The organism is Sphingomonas sp. Leaf62 (assembly GCF_001421915.1).
Classification (GTDB): Bacteria; Pseudomonadota; Alphaproteobacteria; order Sphingomonadales; family Sphingomonadaceae; genus Sphingomonas.
The window spans coordinates 21,533-40,262 of the sequence record NZ_LMLN01000004.1; the positions used below are offsets into that span (position 1 = coordinate 21,533).

At 64.1% G+C, this 18,730-nt stretch carries 20 protein-coding genes and 1 pseudogene; 8 read left to right on the plus strand and 13 right to left on the minus strand.

Features of this window, described 5'->3' with window-relative positions:
- Positions 1-6: 6 nt before the first annotated feature.
- The 5 genes from ASE91_RS03180 to ASE91_RS03195 all read left to right on the plus strand — a co-directional run bounded on the left by ASE91_RS03180 (position 7) and on the right by ASE91_RS03195 (position 5,337).
- Positions 7-1,524: a helix-turn-helix transcriptional regulator gene (locus ASE91_RS03180; RefSeq protein ID WP_056622580.1), complete on the plus strand. Its 1,518-nt coding sequence runs from the start codon at positions 7-9 to the stop codon at positions 1,522-1,524.
- Positions 1,521-1,703: a hypothetical protein gene (locus tag ASE91_RS03185; protein ID WP_056622582.1), complete on the plus strand. Its 183-nt coding sequence runs from the start codon at positions 1,521-1,523 to the stop codon at positions 1,701-1,703. The genes ASE91_RS03180 and ASE91_RS03185 overlap by 4 nt, the downstream gene beginning before the upstream one ends.
- 31 nt (positions 1,704-1,734) lie before the next feature.
- On the plus strand, positions 1,735-2,646 hold the full coding sequence (locus ASE91_RS03190) for a hypothetical protein (RefSeq protein WP_056001442.1): 912 nt from the start codon (positions 1,735-1,737) through the stop codon (positions 2,644-2,646).
- Positions 2,647-2,712: 66 nt separating this feature from the next.
- Positions 2,713-2,853, plus strand: coding sequence for an entericidin A/B family lipoprotein (locus tag ASE91_RS18560; protein ID WP_082449796.1), 141 nt, complete (start codon positions 2,713-2,715; stop codon positions 2,851-2,853).
- A gap of 75 nt (positions 2,854-2,928) precedes the next feature.
- On the plus strand, positions 2,929-5,337 hold the full coding sequence (locus tag ASE91_RS03195) for a ligase-associated DNA damage response DEXH box helicase (RefSeq protein WP_082453778.1): 2,409 nt from the start codon (positions 2,929-2,931) through the stop codon (positions 5,335-5,337).
- A 278-nt stretch (positions 5,338-5,615) separates the two neighbouring features.
- Here the strand turns inward: ASE91_RS03195 and ASE91_RS03200 are convergent, their stop codons facing one another.
- Positions 5,616-5,885 carry an I78 family peptidase inhibitor gene (locus tag ASE91_RS03200; RefSeq protein WP_235530303.1) on the minus strand — a complete coding sequence of 90 codons (270 nt, stop codon included), beginning with the start codon at positions 5,883-5,885 and terminating at the stop codon, positions 5,616-5,618.
- Between the two features lie 89 nt (positions 5,886-5,974).
- Positions 5,975-8,479, minus strand: a complete 2,505-nt coding sequence (locus ASE91_RS20825) for a S8 family serine peptidase (protein WP_056622586.1) — start codon at positions 8,477-8,479, stop codon at positions 5,975-5,977.
- 1,141 nt (positions 8,480-9,620) lie between these two features.
- Between ASE91_RS20825 and ASE91_RS03210 the strand changes: the two genes are divergently transcribed.
- Positions 9,621-10,448, plus strand: coding sequence for a TrmB family transcriptional regulator (locus ASE91_RS03210; protein WP_056001430.1), 828 nt, complete (start codon positions 9,621-9,623; stop codon positions 10,446-10,448).
- 202 nt (positions 10,449-10,650) lie between these two features.
- On the opposite strand, the gene ASE91_RS19860 is transcribed toward ASE91_RS03210, so the two are convergent.
- The 11 genes and pseudogenes from ASE91_RS19860 to ASE91_RS03255 form a co-directional block, all read right to left on the minus strand.
- Positions 10,651-11,142 carry a hypothetical protein gene (locus tag ASE91_RS19860; protein WP_056001428.1) on the minus strand — a complete coding sequence of 164 codons (492 nt, stop codon included), beginning with the start codon at positions 11,140-11,142 and terminating at the stop codon, positions 10,651-10,653.
- 22 nt (positions 11,143-11,164) lie between these two features.
- On the minus strand, positions 11,165-11,947 hold the full coding sequence (locus ASE91_RS03220; RefSeq protein ID WP_056622588.1) for a 3-hydroxybutyrate dehydrogenase: 783 nt from the start codon (positions 11,945-11,947) through the stop codon (positions 11,165-11,167).
- Entirely contained in the window at positions 11,944-12,351 is a 408-nt protein-coding gene (locus ASE91_RS20375; RefSeq protein ID WP_235530304.1) for a DUF3734 domain-containing protein, read from the minus strand. Before ASE91_RS20375 ends, ASE91_RS03220 begins: the two co-directional genes overlap by 4 nt.
- A 117-nt stretch (positions 12,352-12,468) precedes the next feature.
- A pseudogene (locus tag ASE91_RS21000) lies at positions 12,469-13,161 on the minus strand (patatin-like phospholipase family protein); the annotation flags it as partial.
- Complete coding sequence (locus ASE91_RS03230) at positions 13,154-13,720, minus strand: carboxymuconolactone decarboxylase family protein (protein WP_056622590.1); 567 nt, start codon at positions 13,718-13,720, stop codon at positions 13,154-13,156. The gene ASE91_RS03230 and the pseudogene ASE91_RS21000, both read right to left, overlap by 8 nt.
- A gap of 129 nt (positions 13,721-13,849) precedes the next feature.
- Complete coding sequence (locus tag ASE91_RS03235) at positions 13,850-14,272, minus strand: nuclear transport factor 2 family protein (protein WP_056623011.1); 423 nt, start codon at positions 14,270-14,272, stop codon at positions 13,850-13,852.
- 84 nt (positions 14,273-14,356) lie between these two features.
- The gene (locus ASE91_RS03240; RefSeq protein ID WP_056622592.1) at positions 14,357-15,001 is read right to left on the minus strand and encodes an NADPH-dependent F420 reductase; all 645 of its coding nucleotides are present in this window, start codon (positions 14,999-15,001) and stop codon (positions 14,357-14,359) included.
- 17 nt (positions 15,002-15,018) lie between these two features.
- Positions 15,019-15,213, minus strand: coding sequence for a hypothetical protein (locus ASE91_RS20385; protein WP_235530285.1), 195 nt, complete (start codon positions 15,211-15,213; stop codon positions 15,019-15,021).
- A gap of 21 nt (positions 15,214-15,234) precedes the next feature.
- Positions 15,235-15,468, minus strand: coding sequence for a DMT family transporter (locus ASE91_RS03245; protein WP_056622594.1), 234 nt, complete (start codon positions 15,466-15,468; stop codon positions 15,235-15,237).
- A 24-nt stretch (positions 15,469-15,492) separates the two neighbouring features.
- Positions 15,493-15,873, minus strand: a complete 381-nt coding sequence (locus ASE91_RS03250; RefSeq protein WP_156357634.1) for a hypothetical protein — start codon at positions 15,871-15,873, stop codon at positions 15,493-15,495.
- Positions 15,874-16,053: 180 nt separating this feature from the next.
- Positions 16,054-16,947 (minus strand): LysR family transcriptional regulator, encoded by an 894-nt coding sequence (locus ASE91_RS03255; RefSeq protein ID WP_056622597.1) that lies wholly within the window; start codon positions 16,945-16,947, stop codon positions 16,054-16,056.
- Between the two features lie 198 nt (positions 16,948-17,145).
- On the opposite strand from ASE91_RS03255, the gene ASE91_RS03260 reads away from it, so the two are divergent.
- Together ASE91_RS03260 and ASE91_RS03265 are read left to right on the plus strand one after the other, a co-directional pair.
- Positions 17,146-18,063 (plus strand): pirin family protein, encoded by a 918-nt coding sequence (locus tag ASE91_RS03260; RefSeq protein ID WP_056622600.1) that lies wholly within the window; start codon positions 17,146-17,148, stop codon positions 18,061-18,063.
- A gap of 35 nt (positions 18,064-18,098) precedes the next feature.
- Positions 18,099-18,707, plus strand: a complete 609-nt coding sequence (locus tag ASE91_RS03265) for an FMN-dependent NADH-azoreductase (RefSeq protein WP_056622602.1) — start codon at positions 18,099-18,101, stop codon at positions 18,705-18,707.
- Positions 18,708-18,730 lie beyond the last annotated feature (23 nt).

Consider the following 18,730-nt stretch of genomic DNA (forward strand, 5'->3'; position numbering starts at 1 on the left):
CGCAGCGTGACGAAGGCGTCGTTCACCTCGCTGCGCCAGACGGCCGATCTGCGGCATTTGCGGCAGATCATCGTCGGTCTCGACGAAGGCGTGATCCTGATCGATCCCGATCAGAGCCTGTTATGGGCGAACGACGCCGCGCTCGCGATGCACGGCGTGAAGGATATTGCCGATCTGGGGGCGACGGTCGACGAATACCGGTCGCGCTTTCAGCTCCACTATCGCAACAATCACCGCCTGTCCGCCGACGATTACCCGATCGACCGGGTCGTATCGGGCGACCGTTTTTCGGAAGTGGTGGTTGAGGTGACGGTGGCGGGCGAGGACAAGCCGCGCTGGACGCATCAGGTGCGCAGCCTCGTGCTGAACGATGCCGACGATGCCGAACCGGCCTGTCTGGTGCTGGTCGTGCAGGACGTGACCGCCCGGTATGAGGCCGAGGACCGGTTCGAACAGTCGTTCAACGCGAACCCCGCGCCCGCCGTCATCTGCCGCCTGCGCGATCTGCGGTTCGTGAAGGTCAATCAGGGGTTCCTCGACATGACCGGCTATGACCGCGATCAGGTGATGGATCGGACGGTGTACGACATCGACGTGCTGGGCGGTGCCGAGCGGCGCGAGCTGGCCAAGGAACGGCTGGCCGAGGGGCGCACCATTCCGCAGATGGAGGCAGAACTGGACCTGCCGAACGGTGAGACCAAGCTGGTGATCGTCGCCGGACAGCCGATCGAGATGGGCGACGAACCCTGCCTGTTGTTCACCTTCGCCGATCTCGAACCCCGCCGTCGCGCGCAAGACGCGCTGCGCCACAGCGAAGAACGCTTCACCCGGACGTTCCAGATGGCACCGGTGCCGATGGCGATCGGCGCGCGCGACGGCCACCTGCTGTGTGAGGTGAATGCCAGTTTCGTGCAGATGACCGGCTATTCGTCCGAGGAGATCATCGGCCGGCCGCTCGGCGACGTCGGGCTCTGGGAAAGTCCCGCCGTCCGCCGCCGCGTCGAGGCAGCGATCGATGCCGGGCAGGATCTGCGCGATGAAGAGGTGCGCATCCATGCCAAGGACGGCGCGATCCTCGACTGTATCGTGTCGACCGAAGCGATCCGGCTGGGCGACGGTGCCTGTGTGTTGTGGGCGATGCAGGACATCACCCAGCGCAAGGCGACCGAAGTCGAGCTGGTCGAGGCGATCGAGGCGGTGATGAAGGATACCAGCTGGTTCAGCCGGTCGGTGATGGACAAGCTGGCCCGGCTGCGCACGCCGCCGGGCAACAAGACCGGCCCCGGTCTGAACGACCTGACGCCACGCGAACGCGACGTGCTGGCGCTGATCTGTCGGGGTCAGGACGACAAGACGATCGCGCGCACGCTGGACGTATCGTCCAACACCGTTCGCAACCATGTCGCCCGCATCTACGCGAAAATCGGCGTCAACCGCCGGATCGCGGCGGTGGCATGGGCACGCACCCGCGGCTTCGACGACGGCACGCGGCTGGAAACCGGCGATCGGGAGGCAGCCGAATGAACGACAAGACTCCCCCGGACCCCAAGGGTGCCGACGACAAGCCGTCGGTCCGCGCCGTCAAGGGATCGGTCCACGAAGCGATCGGCAAGCTGATTGGCGACGACGACGCCCGCGATCACGGCTTCGCCGAAAAGGCTGCGGGCGAAGCTGCCGGGGAAAAACCATCGTCGCGGCGCTGACCGCGACGTTCCGTAACCAACAGGAGTAACTATGGCGACCAATCTGAACACCGGCTATCGGCCGGCCGACCCCGCGTATGTCGACAAGACGCCGACCCGCATCTCGTGGGGCGCGGTATTTGCCGGGGTCGTGATCGCGGTCGCGGTGCAGCTGGTGCTCGGCATCCTCGGTGCCGGCATCGGCCTGACGATGGTCGATCCGGTGGAGGGCACCACCCCCGGCGCGGCCGGCTTCGGCATCGGTGCGGGCCTGTACTGGCTGATCACCACCGTCGTCGCACTGGGCGCGGGCGGCTATGCGGCGGCACGCGTGTCGGGCGTGACCGAACGGTTCGACGCGCTGGTCCATGGGCTGGTCGTGTGGGGCGTCACACTGATCCTGACGCTGTATCTGCTGACCTCGGCGGTCGGCGGCATCATCGGCGGCGCATTCCGCACCGTCGGCGCGGTCGCCGGTACGGCGGGCAGCGCGGTGGGTACGGTCGCTTCGACAGCGCCCGTCGCCGCGTCGGTCGCGGGTGTCGATGCCAATGACGTCAAGGACGTCGCGCAGGATGTGCGGAGCGAGGCCGCCGCCTATCTCTCGGACGCGCCCAATGATCCGGCGCAGATGACCCCCGAACAGGCGCAGACCGAAATCGCGAGGCAGCTGCCCGCACTCGCCCGTGGCGGTGCCGATGGCCAGCGTGCCGAAAGCCGCATCGTCGATATCGTCGCGGCACAGCGCAAGATCAGCCGCCCCGAGGCGCAGGCGCAGGTCACGCGCGCCAAGCAGCAGTTCGTCCAGACCAAGGACGAAGCGGTCGCGACCGCCAAGTCGGCAACCGACAAGGCAGCCGGTGCGGCAGCCGGTACCTCGTTCGTCCTCGTGCTCGCGCTGCTGATCGGTGCGGCAGCGGCAAGTTTCGGTGCAACCACGGCGGCACGTCGTAAGTTGCGCTGAGTGTAGGTGGCGGGTCGGCGTATCTCGGCCCGCCACAACCCGGTTTTATCACGAAGGAGAAATGCCATGACCCGCAAGATCGGTCTCATCGTCGCCCTTGCCGCCACCGTCACGCTCGGCGCGTGCAACACGGTGAACGGCGCCGGCAAGGACCTGAAATCGGCCGGATCGGCCATCGAAGGTGCCGCCGGCACGGACAAGAAGTAAGTTCGGCAACGGGCGGGGTACGGAAGCGCCCCGCCCGCTTTGCAGTCGTGCGACCGCGATCCTACATCGTGGTTCGTGCGAAACCTTCCTGCTCCCCTGTCCGACTGGTTCGCCGCACGCGGCTGGACCCCCCGCCGCCATCAGCTAGAAATGCTCGAACAGGCGCGCGGCGGATGCCATGCCCTGCTGGTCGCCGCGACCGGGGCGGGCAAGACGCTGGCGGGCTTCCTGCCGACGCTGGTCGACCTGATCGATACCCCGCGCGACGGGCTCCATACCCTCTACATCTCGCCGCTCAAGGCGCTTGCGGTCGACGTGCAGCGCAACCTGCTGACCCCGATCGCCGACATGGGGCTGCCGATCCGGGTCGAGACGCGCACCGGCGACACTCCCTCCGACCGCAAGGCACGCCAGCGCGCCAAACCGCCGCATATCCTGCTGACGACGCCGGAATCGCTCAGCCTGCTGCTGTCCTACCCCGACAGCGACAAGTTGTTCGCGTCGCTGTCGACGATCGTGATCGACGAAGTCCATGCCTTTGCCACCGACAAGCGCGGCGACCTGTTGTCGCTGTGCCTGACCCGGTTACAGAAATTCGCGCCCACGCTGCGCCGCGTCGCGCTGTCGGCGACGGTCGCCGATCCCGACGGCTATCGCGCGTGGCTCGGCCCCGATGGCGATATCGATACGGTGGCGCTGGTGCAGGGCGAGGCGGGGGCCGAACCCGATATCCGCATCCTGCTGCCGCAGGAACGCATTCCATGGTCGGGCCATTCGGGGCGCTACGCCGCCGAACAGGTGATGCGCGAAATCCGCGCCCACCGCACGACCATCGTCTTCTGCAACACCCGCAGCCTCGCCGAACTGATCTTTCAGGACCTCTGGAAGGCGAATGACGATCAGTTGCCGATCGGCGTTCATCACGGCAGCCTCGACCGCGAAGCGCGGCGCAAGGTCGAACAGGCGATGGCCGACGGCCGATTGCGCGCGCTGGTCGCCACCGCCAGCCTCGACCTCGGTGTCGACTGGGGCAATGTCGATTGCGTGATCCAGATGGGCGCGCCCAAGGGGTCGTCGCGCCTGCTCCAGCGGATCGGCCGCGCCAACCACCGGCTGGACGAATCGTCGAAGGCGCTGCTGGTCCCCGGCAACCGCTTCGAATTTCTGGAGGCGCAGGCGGCCCTCGACGCGGTCGATGCCGGCGAGCTCGACCGCGACGTGTTTCGCCCCGGCACGCTCGACGTACTGGCGCAGCATCTGATGGGCTGCGCCTGCGCCGAACCGTTCGACACTGCCGACATGCTCGACGAAGTGCGTGGGGCCCTGCCCTATTCGGCGCTCGACCGCGACACGTTCGACCGCGTCCTGCACTATATCGCCGAGGGCGGCTACGCGCTGAAGGCATATGATAAATTCAAGCGCCTGCGCTTGGGGAGCGATGGCCGCTGGACCGTCACCAAACCGGGTTTTATCGCGCAACACCGCTTGAACGCCGGCATCATCGTCGACGCCCCGACGCTCGACGTGCGGTTCAAGAACGGGCGGCGGCTGGGCACGGTCGAGGAATATTTCGCCTCGACCCTGTCGCCGGGCGACACCTTCTTCTTCTCCGGCTTGAGCCTCGAGGTCGAGAAGATCGAGCTGACCGATCTGGTCGTCCGCGCGACCAGCAAGCCCGCCCGCATCCCGAAATATGGCGGCACGCGCATGGCGTTGTCGACCAACCTCGCCGACCGGGTGCGCGGGTTCCTCGCCGATCCCGGCGAGTGGCACCGCTTTCCCGACGATGTCCGCGAATGGCTCGAAATACAGGCGCGGCGATCGGTGCTGCCGCGCGCGGGCGAACTGCTGGTCGAAACCTTCCCACATGACGGGCGGCATTATATGGTCGCTTATAGTTTCGAGGGGTGGAACGCGCACCAGTCGCTCGGCATGTTGATCACGCGGCGGATGGAGGCACTGGGGCTGAACCCGATCGGGTTCGTGTCGAACGACTATGCACTCGCCTGCTACGCGCTCGAGCCGATTACCGATCCGGGAGCGTTGTTTTCGCCCGACATTCTCGAACATGAGTTCGTCGACTGGGTACAGGGATCGGCGCTGCTCAAGCGTGCGTTCCGCGAGGTGGCGGTCATCGGCGGCCTTGTCGAACGCCAGCATCCCGGCAAGCGCAAGACTGGCAAGCAGGTCACCTTCTCGACCGACCTGATCTACGACGTGCTGCGCAAATACGAACCCGGCCATCTGTTGTTGCAGGCGGCGTGGGAAGATGCGCGGGCAAGAATGACCGATGTCGGACGATTGGCCGTCTTGCTCGAAACCGCCCAATCCCGGATGCGACACATCACGCTGGAACGGGTCAGCCCGCTGGCGGTCCCGGTGCTGGTGCTGATCGGCCGCGAACGGGTGACGCAGGGGTCGGCCGACGATGCGCTGCTGGTTGAGGCCGAAGCGCTGGCCGCGCAGGCGATGGCGCTGGATTAAGGCCTTTGGCCGTCGTCCCGCCCCCATCCGTTGGCTCCGAACGCGGGTTCCAGCCTGTCGAGAAGGACTAACCCCAAGCGATCAGCCCCGCCCGTTGCGTTACCCGTGCTCGTGCGACACCATCGGCTGGTCCCGGGTCGTCACCGGGTGAAAGAATGGGAGCACGTCACCCGGTGCGCAATTCACCGAATGGTCAGGCCTGGCGACCGGTGGACCCGGAATTTCCCGTCCTTGTCGCATGGTTCGAGGCGGGGCAACACCTGTTCATCGACGACAGCTTATCCGCACCGAATTTCGATGATGGTTCCATCGCCGTCCACGATCAGGTTGATGCGGTCCTGCACGAAGTCCATTGTCGCCATGTTACCCGGCCGCAGGATACGCAATCGAGAATTGCCGACGGCCGCCTGACGGACATCGTCCGAAAGCTTTGTACCGACCTTCAACTCCGCCATGCCGCGTTCCGCCAGCATGGTACCAATATCGCCGCCGAGACCAAGCCCGCCCAGCCTTCCGGGCCATGGCGGCGGCGCTGCCGGTATCGTCATCGCGATCACTCCTGCCCAGATAAAAATCGAGATACATGACTCGGTCGACACCGGTGCAGGCAACGCGCCTGCACCGGTGCTGCGTGGTATCAGGCGTACGCGGCCGGCATGTGGGTGCCGTCGTTCATGGCATACACATAATAGCCGTCCTGCATGCCCATATAGACGAGCCCCTTCGTCGCGTCCAAGCCGTCGATGGCGACCCGATCCCCGCTGTTGCCCGTATCGAGATTGAGGAGCTTGTTCGTTCCCAGACCGATATAGCCGTCGCGGTTGGTGTCGCGGATCGCGCGGGTCGTGTACAACAGGTCGTCCGAAGCGAAGTCGGTGATGCGGTCCACCCCGGAGGTACGGGCGTTGTCGAAGAAGAAGATATCCGCGCCTGCGCCGCCGGTGAGGATATCCGCACCGGTACCGCCGTCGAGCCAGTCGCGACCGGCCCCGCCGTCCAGCTTGTCGGCACCCGCCGCGCCGAACAGCATGTCATTGCCGCGCATGCCATGGAGTTCGTTGGCAAGGCTGTTGCCCGTCACGTTGTCGTTGCCGTCGCCGGTGACGACATTCTCGATCTTGCTGCGCGATGCGATCGTGAAGGCATCCTTCCCGCCGATCGTGTTGGTGACGCCGGCGACGAGTGAGACATTGACGCTGGCCGTCACCGCCGCCGCGTTGATCCAGTCGACGCCGCCATCGGTGTCCGACAACAATGCGCGCTTCGCGCCCTCACCCTCGATCGCCTTCATCGTGAAGAATTCGTTGGTGTAGGTGTACACGTCGTCGGCCGACGGTGCCGATCCGAACACGTCCATCTTCAGGCTGTCGACGGTCAGCGTGTTGTCGGAAAAGCCTTCGCTACCAGCACCCCAAATACCCTTCAGGTCCATATCGAGCGACTGGAACTCCAGTGTCCACGTCCCCTTGGTTTCGACCCCCCGGAAACCGGAGAAGCCATAGACGAACTCCTGAGCCGGTCCCGACTGATCAACTAACTGGCCCATCTGGGCGGTGAAACCGACCGTGCCATCCGGCGCGATCAGCTTGAACTGTGCCTCCTGCGGCATACCGGTGAACTTCGCAAACTCCTGGCCAGCCCACAGATATTTGACCAGCGTCGATCCCGTGATGGTGAGGTCGATATGCTCCACGTCGATGTTCGCGCCGAATTCGAACGTGAAACGCTGCGGATCGCCGATGATGTCGCTGTTGAACGCGATCAGGCCGTTCGTGAAAAGCTCGAGATCCGTACTGGCGCTCATCCCGACGGGCAGCACGCCGGTGGTTGCCGTCACCTCGTTCGCCGAGGTCTTGGCCGGGCCGAACAACGACCACACTTCCGCCATGCGGGCCGCGCCATAGGCATCGACCGCGCCATAGCCATAGCTGTTGTTGAAGTGCATCGCGCCGCCGTTCCAGCCGGCCGACTGCCCGTTGAGCTGGGTCGACGTTTCGTTCAGGCCGTACAGCGCGGTTCCCCCGCCGGCGGACACCCTGTAGCCGGTCGGTCCGGTGTCGTAGGCCACCGCCATCTTGGCCGAGGCGGCAAGGATGTCCTTCACATCGCGCCAGCCGAGCCCGGCATTGGCATCGAGCATCAGCGACACGACGCCCGTCACGATCGGCGTCGCGCCCGACGTGCCACCGAACCCGTCGGTATAGTCGGCGGCCGCGCCCGGATCGATCCCCATGTTGTAACCGGCCTCACCGCGAATATCGGTCGTCACCTGCCCGCTGCCGCCGAGGTCGGTAAAGTCGCTCGACGGACCGGCGACGAGGATATGGGCGCCGTAGGAGGTGTAGAAGGATGATGAGCCGTCGGCCTCGCGATAGGCGGACACCGCGGTGATGTGACGATCGGTCTTCGATCCCTGCGACTGGTGGTCGCGGCCGTCATTGCCCGCAGCCCCGACCGAGATCGTACCCAGACCGCCCCGGCCGGTTTCCGCGATATAGGCAAAGGACTTCGCCAGATCGTAATAGAATGTGCCTTCGGTCGAACGCGACATGCTGGTTTTGATGGCGGCGCTGCTGTCGCCCCAGCTGTGGTTGACGACATCGAACCGGTTGGCCTGGTTCATCGCCTCCATGAAGGCGCCGTAATTGCTGCCGTTGACGTAGACGGGCGACTCGGAATCGAAGATGTTGACGCCGGTGACCTTGGCGTCGAACGCGACGCCGACACCGCCGCGGCCGTTGGCGGCCCCCGCGATCAGCCCCGCCACCGACGTGCCGTGCCCTTCCATCGATGCACCGAGGCCGCCGTTGATGGCGACGCCGTCGATGACCAGTTCCTTCGACGCGTCGTAATTGGCCGCAAGGTCCCAATGGTCCTTTTCGACGCCCGAATCATAGATGCCGACGCTGACGCCGCGGCCGGTATAGTCCTGCCACACCGAAGCGATGTCGCCGAGCCGGTTCAGATGCCATTGCCGGCCGAATTCCGCGCCGAGCGCCGCACCGGGGTTGAAGATGTCGAACGCCGTCGTCACCGTCTTGCCGGTGTAGAGATCATAGGACTGTCCGACCGGACCATCACGGACCAGAGGGGGGGTATTGGTCGCGGCATTGGCGGCGGTTGCCTGCAATGCGGTGTCCACTACCAGACTCTCGAAATCCGGAAGCTTTTCATACGTTGAAAATCTGTTCGCCATCGGTTTTAAACCCCCGCTCAGTGTAGAATTTTGAATATTATCGGCCGGACCAGCGGCCCGCGATCAGGCGTAAAACGCAACAATGGTTCGCCATGTAATCGATGCCAATAATGACGCGTTTCATCGGGTCGCAAGTTTTCATGGAAGCAGATTCCGCTTCCGATAAAGGGCTTGTACGCGGCAGAACTGTCGAGGTGCCGTCATCCGACGACGCATTAAATGCATCGTCAGTGTAAAAACCTTCCCCCAGGACCCTTGATGACGATTAAGTACGAATCTTACTTATGTGTCAATGATCGGACATATCGATCCCGCAATGCGCAATGCCCGAAAATTGAACACCATCTGCTCAAAACTACGGCAGGCTAAAAAAGACGTCAGCAAATATAGATACTTGAGATGCCTGTCGCAGGTCACACGCCGGATTTTGCCATTTTGTCGAGAATATCCATACTTCCTAACACGTTGCGTGAATTCTTCACCGCTTGTTATAATCAAACCTGCAAAGTGACAGCGCAGAAGCAAGTATGATGCGCTTGCATCGGCCCGTGGAGATCGAAAATTTTGTTCATTTATTCATAATCCCGCAACCTGCCGGTGATTGCCAGGCACCGCAGCGCAACATCGCCAGCCGCAGACAAGCGGCGCGAAAGCGGCTTTCCGGCATCCGAACTTCAAAAGGTATTCGCAGGGACGTACCGGTCTGATCTGGCGTCAGAATGTCGTTTCTCGATCGATTTCCGAAGCGACGGATTCCCATGACGAGAAACCCGTGGCGCAGCGGGCATCGATCGAAACGACGCTAGGAATGGGCCTCGTCACCGCGCGGCATGAGGATGCCGATGCGGCGATTGTTCGGCGCGATGACGCTGCGCGGCGTCGGTCGGGAAGATTGCGGGATGGGGCGGTCGGGGCAACGCAGCGTCCCGCTGCGGCAACGGCCTGCATAGTCGTGGCTACTATCAGTTTTCCGCCGCTTTGATAACCATTGTCGCATGGCCAAATGGTCCGGGAAACGGCAATGCTTTCCTTTAAATGCAACCCGCTCTAACGCATGGTTCACTGCAACAGGGTATGTCAGTTAGATATGGCGGACGACGGCGCGATAGAGACGACATTGGCCTCGCTTGGATTCACCGAGATGGAGGCCCGATTATATTGCGATTTGCTGCGCCACGGCCCAGCGTCGGGCTATCGACTGGCGCAGCGCACCGGAAAGGCCGCCGCCAATACCTATCAGACATTGGGTACGCTCAGTCAGAAGGGAGCGGTCATCTTCAGCGATGAAGGCGGTGACAAGAAGGTCTACAGTCCGTTTCCGCCGCGCCAGTTGCTGAACATGCTGCGCCGACAGTTCGAGTTGCGTCACGATACTGCGCTGACCGGACTGGAGGCGCTGCACGAGCCGAAAAGCGACGAGCGCGTCTATTCCATCGGCACCGTGGCACAGGTGCTCGAACGCGCCCGCACGATGCTGGAGCAGGCGACCGAGATCGTCCTGTTCGACTTCTTCCCGCAAATCTACGACCTGTTGCGGGAGGAGGTGGACGCCGTGCGCGCCCGTGGCGTGACGGTGGCAGGCATAGCCTATGAAGAGCGCCATGCGGTGCGCGATATGCCCCTCAACCGCGAGTCGACCGAACTGGTCGGATCGCGCTGGCCCGGTCTGGGACTGATCCTGATCGTCGATGCGTCCCAGCATCTGATTGCTCAATTGTCCAAGGATATGCAGCGTGTTCTAAACGCAGTGTGGACGGACAGCGTCTTCATCAGTTGCGTTTTCCACAGCGCGGTTGCCGCCGATATCCGACTGGTCGCGCTGCGGGCAGATCCATCGGATCCCCTACGCAAGCTATCGCTGCAGGGGGCCGCGCCGATCGGGTTGAAACGCATGCTGGAGAGCGATCGGCGTTAGAGGCGGACCTGTTCAGATCGTGTGGCGCGACATTGCCCGGCGTGACGCAGGTCGTTCAAACTGATCCTCGCCCAAGGGTGTGCATACGGTTTCGATGGTCATAACCGTCGATATGTTCGGACAGCGCCTGCTGTGCCTTTGCGTGCGTGGACCATCCGCAATTGCCGGTGCGGCTCATCAGGGGCACCGCGCCGTTATATCTCTATTTCGCTTCGATCCGTAGCATATCGATCATTGGCGATATTTCGCCGCAATGCTGACGAAATATTTCGAACGATTCGGCCATTACGGTCGCACGTCTGATCGGGTCGGTGTCGATAACCTGACTTTCGTCGATAAGGAAATCCAGCGGGATAGCGAGCCGGATCATCAGGTCGTGCAGGCGGAAGCGTAGGTCAGTATCGCCGATATCAAACATCGCCTCGCGGTTGCGTTCGTACAGTTCAATCTCGCGGCGCGCGGACCGGATGAGACGCATCGTCAGGCGCCCGAACGGATCGCCCCGATCATGGACCTCGTTGAGGGTAGCAACGACGTGCCGTAGCGAGGTGAGAACCTCATGCCCGATCGTCGCCGCGAACCGCGCGCGGCGACGTTGCTCGACCCTCGCTGCCAACCGCCCGGATATGAACCCGCCGGTGGTCGCGAGAACCGCGCCGATCGTGACGCTGAGGAGAGGCAGATATGGCGTCACGGCGTCACGACCCTCCGAAGCATCACTGCATGAACCAGCCGTGGCTGACGACGATCGACTGCCCGGTCAGCGCATTGGTCGGAAACCCCGCAAGGAACACGGCGGTCTGCGCGACGTCGTCGACTGTGGTGAATTCGCCGTCGACCGTCTCTTTCAGCATCACGTCGTGAATCACCGCGTCCTCGGTGATACCCAGTGCCTTGGCCTGTTCCGGTATCTGTTTCTCGACCAGCGGCGTGCGAACGAAACCGGGGCAGATGACGTTGGCGCGAACGCCGTGTTCGGCCCCTTCCTTGGCGACGACCTTGGCCAGCCCGACCAGCCCGTGCTTGGCGGTGACGTACGGCCCTTTCAGTTTCGACGCCTCCTTCGAGTGCACCGATCCCATATAGATGATGCTGCCGCCGCGCCCCTGTGCGTACATATGGCGCAGGCAGGCGCGCGTGGTCAGGAACGCACCGTCAAGGTGGATCGCCAGCAGCTTCTTCCAGTCGGCGAACGCGAACTGGTCGATCGGCGCGACGATCTGGATGCCGGCGTTGGACACCAGTATGTCGATCCCGCCGAACCGGGCGGCGACCGCTTCGATTCCCGCATCGACCTGTGCTTCGTCGGTGACGTTCATCGCCACCCCCATCGCGCGGGTGCCGTCCGGATCGAACGCCAGCGCGGTCGCATTCGCCGCATCGATGTCGAGATCCGCGATCGCGACCTTCGCACCGGCATCGAGGAAGTGTTTGGCGATATCCTTGCCGATACCGCTCGCTGCTCCGGTAATGACGGCGACCTTGTCCTGAAGAGTCATGCTGGGTCTTTCACCGTTGCGGGCAAGGCTTGCGCCCCGGCCCTGGGGGTCAGGAAATCGTGGACGGCAACGCCGGGCGGTTCGGCCGGCGGCACGAGTATCTCGGGGTGCGCGAGCGTCGTCAGCGCATTTTCGTACCCGGTCCGCCAGTGGTCCTCCATCGTCTGACGCGAGAATTCGTAATCCTTCGAATCCCCTTCGTAGGTCGGCGAGCGATAGACGAGCTGGACGATGCTGTACGCGGCCGGGTCCGACGCACCGGCCAGCAGCTGTGCCTCCGGACTGTGCTTCAATGCGTCCGGCAGGCTGTTGAACAGCGTGTTGAACGCCGCGCGATAGGTCTGGAGTTCGCGGAACGTGTCGGTCGCGGCGCGCGTGCGGCTGGAGAACTGGATCTCCTTCATCCGCACCGCCACCGAGGCGAGGTCGCGCGGAACGACACCCCCCGCGCTCCACAGATCGACCTGAAAGATCAGCGTGTCGAGACCGGCGGGTGCGGACAATACCCAATCGAGCGGCGTGTTCGACACCAGACCGCCGTCCCAATATTGCTCGCCGTCGATCTCTACCGCCGGAAAGCCCGGCGGCAGCGCGCCCGACGCCATGATATGGTCTGCACGGATCGTGTCGGTGGCATTGTCGAAATAGGCGAAATTGCCGGTCCGGACATTCACCGCGCCGACGCTGAACCGCATTTCGCGCGCGTTGATCCGGTCGAAGTCGATCAGCCGCTCCAGCGTCGGCCGCAGCGCGCTGGTGTCGTACTAGCTGGTCGCGCCCGTCGTGCCGGCGAGCTGGAACGGCGGCGACGGGAAACGCGGCGCGAAGAAACCGGACACGCCGTTCAGCATCGTTCCGCTTGCCGCGATCTGGTTCACCCATCCACGTACGTGCGTATCGTCGATCAGGTGCGGCACCCAGTTTGGCCAACCGCCTGGACCGGAAGACACCCCTTCCCAGAAGTCGCGCAGCCGGTCGATTCGGTGTTCGGGCGCGTTGCCGGCGATGATCGCGCTGTTGATCGCACCGATCGAAATGCCCGCGACCCAGGTCGGCTCGATCCGGTGTTCGGACAATGCCTGGTAGACGCCGGCCTGATACGCCCCCAGCGCGCCGCCACCCTGCAACAGCAGCGCGATGCTGGGGAACGGCGTCGCCGTGGCGCAGGCGGTAGCGGCCGGGGCGCGGGCTTTCCGCGTGATGGGCCTATTCACGTTCGGGAACCGGCACGTTGAAGCCGTTTAGCGTCGTCGAAACGAGGCTGTACAGCCCCACGAGGTAGACCAGTTCGTTGGTGCCATGCTGGCCGAAGGTATCCACCGCAAGTCGATAGAGCGGCTCGGGCAGAACCCCGCCACGGACCAGCGCATAGGCGAAGTCGTAGGCGATGCTCTCTTCGGGCAGGAAGTCGGTCGGCTTGACGCCCGCGACCAGCGTCGCGAGCCGCTCGATCGCCATGCCCTCGCGTTCCGCGACGGCGATATGCGCGTAGATCTCATACGCGGCATCGAACCGCGCCCCGACGACGAGAATGGCGATTTGCCGGACGTTGTCGGGCAGGCTTGCTTCGGCAGTCATCGCCAGCGTCAGATCCCAGATCGCCTTGCCGATCCGCGGTTCGTGGAGCCACGGATTCCACGGTCCCATCAATGCGCCGTCTTTCCGCTCGACCTGGAACGCATTGAAGTTGCTGGCGATGCCTTTACGCATATCGTCGTACAGCGGCCGTTGTTCGGACGTCAGATCGCTTGGCTGAATCAACGGGAGGCGCATCGGATAAATCCTTTTACAATCACCGCTCCTATTGCGGATGCCGCGTTGGGACCGCGTGACGCGTGCGTGAAACTTTGGTCATCGCAGCGCCGGCAGTGGCGGGGAATGCCACCGCCGGCACCATCGGGATCAGCGGTCGAAGCTGCCACCGCTCATGGCGGTCATGAATGCCTGCGGATTCCAGTATTCACGGTAGCTGACGATCAACCCGTCGCGGAACGTCACGAAGGTGGCGTAGCGCATCTCGTATGGATTGCCGTTCGAGAGCACCTTGCCCGATGCGCTCCATTCCGCGATCGCGACATTGGCATCGTCGGTGGTGTACACCCTGAGCGTCGGCAGCGACGCGATGTCGATCGCATCGGGATAGCCACGCAGATAGTCGTAGAGCGCCGTCTTCCCTTCGATACGGCCTGGCGAACCTTCGGGTGCGAACGGGAATTCGGCGACGACATCTTCGGCGCAAAGATCGGCCCAGCCCTTCATATCCTTGGCGAGAAAGGTGTCGAGGCTCTTGCGCAGCAGGTCGGCGGCGGTCGGAATGTTGGTCATCTTCAGTTTCCGAAAAAAGATAATATAGTTACCCGTCGTCCCGTTGTGCGGGCACAACGCCCCGGTGCCGACGGGCAACGACGATCATATCCGCACGAAATTGTGCGTCGCAAGCGGACCGAACGGCAGCGATGCAAGCGGCCCGCCGATGTCGAGCGTTCCCAGATCGATCGGCAGGAAACCGGTCGCCTCCAGAATTGTACGGACCTGCGCCTTGGCGTCGGCATCGTCCCCCGAATAGAACAATACGCGCTGTCCGCCGGCGGCTTCGGGATGCGGCAGGACGTTGACGTCGAGGTGGTTGAACGCCTTCACGACGCGTGCACCGGGAACGAGGTCGGCGACGATCGCGCTCGAATGGCGGTCACCGATATCGGCGGCCTTGATGCCATAGGCGGCGAGCGGGTTCGCCGGGTCCTTGGCGTCGGGGGAATCGGGATCGAGGAACAGCACGGGGTTGGTGCCGTCGATCACGATCCGGCCGTTCCAGTCGGACAGGCCCGAGAGCACGTCTTCCAACGCGACCCATGGCATCGCCAGCACGACGATGTCCGCAGCCGCCGCCTCGGCGACGGTGCCGGCGGTGATGGTGTTGCCCAGTTCGCTGACGAGATCCTTCAGCGATTCCGGGCCGCGCTTGTTGGCGATGATCGCGGACCGGCCCTTCTGCGCCAGCGCCCGCGCCACGTTCGAACCGAGTGCGCCCGAACCGATGATACCGATGGTCATGTTATCTTTTCTTTATGTCACGGAATGATGGAGAAACGGATCGATGCTTTCCCGATGTCGGGCGTCGCACATGCGGTGACGGCTATGCGCATGGGACGGGAGAGTAGCCCTTCAGCGGCGCTGTCAGTTCGGACGGACCGAACCGCATAATTGACCGTCTCGAATGTGGCGGCGATCTGCGATGCCCGGGACGGCGCGATGCCGGACAGCATCAGGGCTAGCGGAAGCCAGGGTCATCGCTGGTCGGCTCTGGGTGCGATGACGACGAGAAACGCCATCACCGCCAGCAACGTTATGATCGCCGCCGGCAGCGGATCGCCCAGCGCACGATAGAGGCGCGAGTAGATCGAGGCGGTCGCGGCCACACCCAGCCCGATACACACCGCCCTGACGGCGAGACGGATGGTGTGGAGGCAGAGGACGGCCGACCAGTCGTTGCCCGAGCCAGCGCGTATGATGACGTTCATGACGAATTCCTTCGATCAAGGGAGTCAGGCCATTACCCGCCCGGGCGCACGGACCAGTTGGCGGATTTCGGCAAGTGTCTCGCGGACGAAGCCGGCATGGATCAGGCGATCGACCTCCGCGTCAGGCAGCGCATCGCCATACACCCGCGCCATCACGGCGAAGCGGCGCAGCGCCTCCAGCCGCGGCTCCGCGAGGCGATTGGCCGGTTTCACGGCAAATACCCAACGCAGCATCCTGCCGATCCGTCCCGTTTCGTTCAGGCTCGACTGTGCATCTGTGGAGGCGAGTTGCAGGACCTTCCGCTCCAGTGGCGCGATCCGTGATACCGTATCGCGCACCGGGCCGGTGGCTGGCGCAACCAACGCGGCACGGGGGAGGTCGAACGCCAGATCCAGATACGCCATGCCGAACATCCTTTCTCATCGCCGGCGGCGCGTTGCCGTCGTGAGACTGTATGTGGCAGCGACCCGACGATCGCGTCAGCTGAAAAAGATCGACGAGAACGTTCGAGAAAATAGATCGATAGCGAGGCGCACTTACGTGTTCTCCGGTTGCATTGGCGCAATAGGGCGGCGGTTCCGGGCCTAAATCTGGTTGCGCAGGCGTTCGATCAGCCAGGACGCGGCGGGACCGGGCAGCGTATCGCTGCGATGGATCGCATGGAGCGAGTAGTCCCCGCTCGCCGCGTCGGGCATGTCGAGCACGACGAGACGGCCCGCAGCCACGTCTTCGCGAACCATTGGTTCGGGCATATAGCCCCAGCCGATCCCCGCATTCAGCAGCATGTGCTTCGACGAGACGTCGGCCAGCTTCCACATCCGGCTGCTCATCACCCCGAATGTCCGTCCCTCGGTCAGCGGAGATCGGTCGGTCAGTACCAGCTGGATATGCTCGCGCCCGGCACCCGGCGCGTTGCGTCCCGCCATCGCCAGCGGATGGGTCGTGGCGGCCACCGGAATCATCCGCACCCCGCCGATCGAGATCCGCTCGATCCCGTCCATCGTGTCGAGCGGACCACTGACGCCGATCGTCGCCCGGCGGTTGAGTATCAGCTGCGTCACCGCGCCCAGCGTTTCGACCGACAGATGAAGCGACACCGTTGGGAAGGCCGCGAAGAAACCGGTCAGCGCGTCGACGACCCGGTCTTTCGGCAGGAAGGTGTCGAGGACGACATGGAGTTCGGACTCCAGCCCTTGCAGCAGACCCTTCGTCTTGGCGCGCAGGGTATCGATGCCGCTGGCGACGAGCCGCGCCTCGCCCAGCACCATCCGGCCGGCATCGGTCAGCTGCGGCTTGCGGGTCGATTCACGATCGAACAGCCGGACACCGAGCTGCGCCTCCAGATTGGCGATCGTGTAGCTGATGACAGAGGTGGCGCGATTGAGCTTGCGGGCGGCGCCCGCGAAGCTGCCGACCTCCACCACGGTCACGAGGACGCGCAACTGGTCGAGGGTCGGCGTGCCGGGTTCCGAACTCATGCTTCCTCCACATACGTCTGCCGAACGAACGGCAACCGTAGCAGCATACCGATTTAATCGAACATATCGATCTAAACTTGGCCGGTTTTCGCGAACCTTCATTCCCCATAGCTAGAGGCCAAGGCAACGTTTCCGGGCACACCGTCCCCCCCAGTCCGGAAGCACTGTCGGCCCGAACATCGTCCGAGGAGACGCCAGATGACGCTTTCATCCCACACCGGTCCGGTCGAGCAGATGATCCTGCCCGCGACCCGCGACCTCGGCGACTTCTCGGTGCGCCGCGCGCTGCCGTCGGCCAAGCGCCGCATGGTCGGCCCGTTCGTGTTCCTCGACAGCTTCGGCCCGGTCGTGCTCGGCCCCGGCCAGGGCGCCGACACCCGCCCGCACCCGCATATCGGGCTGAGCACGCTCACCTATCTGATCGAGGGCGAGAGCGATCACCGCGACAGCGAGGGCTATGTCCAGACGATCCGCCCGGGCGAGGTCAACCTGATGACCGCCGGTCGCGGCATCGTCCATTCCGAACGCAGCGGCCCCGCCAGCCGCGGTCGCGAGGAGACGATGTTCGGCTTCCAGGCCTGGCTCGGCCTGCCGCAGGCGCTGGAGGAAACCGACCCCGGTTTCCAGCATGTCGACGCGGCGGACGTCCCCGTCCTGACGGACAGCGGCATCCAGATGAAGCTGCTGGCCGGCAGCTTCGGCGGTCGCACCGCGCCGACCCGCCTGTTCTCCGACACGCTCTATGCCGACATCGTGCTGGCACCGGGCGCGCGTTTCGCGATCGAGAGCAGCCACATCGAGCGCGCCGTCTATGTCGTCGAGGGCGGCATCGAGGTGACGGGACAGGTCGGCATCTTCTGCAAGGACGAGCTGGTCGTGTTCCGTCCAGGCGCCGAGATCGTCGTCCGCGCCGATGGTCCGACCCGGCTGATGCTGATGGGCGGCGAACCGCTCGACGGGCCGCGCCACATCTTCTGGAACTTCGTCTCCAGCCGCCGGGACCGCATCGACCAGGCCGCCGCCGACTGGCGCGAGCGCCGCTTCCCCGGCGTGCCGGGCGACGACGTCGAATTCATTCCGCTTCCCGAAACCCCGCCGTTGCGCGCGGCGGCCTGAACCCTCCCCTCTCCATCCACCGAAAGGATTCCATCATGAAACTCCTCCACATCGATTCGAGCATTCTCGGCGCCTATTCGGTCAGCCGCCAGCTGTCGGCCAAGGCCGTTGCGCAACTGACCGCCGGTCGCGACGATATCGAGGTCGTCTATCGCGACGTCGCCGCCGATCCGATCCCACACCTGTCGGGCGGCTATCTCGCCGCACTGCAAAGCGCCGAAGCCGATCGCACGCCCGAGCTTCAGGCAGAGATCGCGCAAAGCGCTGCGGTGCTCGACGAATTCATCGCCGCCGACATCGTCGTGATCGGCGCCGGCCTCTACAATTTCGGCATCCCCAGCCAGCTGAAAGCGTGGATCGACCGCATCATGGTGGCGGGCAAGACGTTCAAATATGTCGATGGCACGCCGGTCGGCCTCGTCCCCGGCAAGCGCATCGTCCTGACGGTCGCGCGCGGCGGCTTCTACACCGGTGACTCGCCGATCGTGTCGTTCGAGCACACCGAAACCTATCTGAAGACCGCCTTCGCCTTCATCGGCCTGAACGCGGAGGCGATCATCGCCGAAGGCATCGCCGTCGGCCCCGAACAGCGCGCCGCCGCGATCGAGGCGGCCGAGGCGCAGATCGCCGCCCTCACCGCCTGAACCCACTGATCGGAGACGCCGCC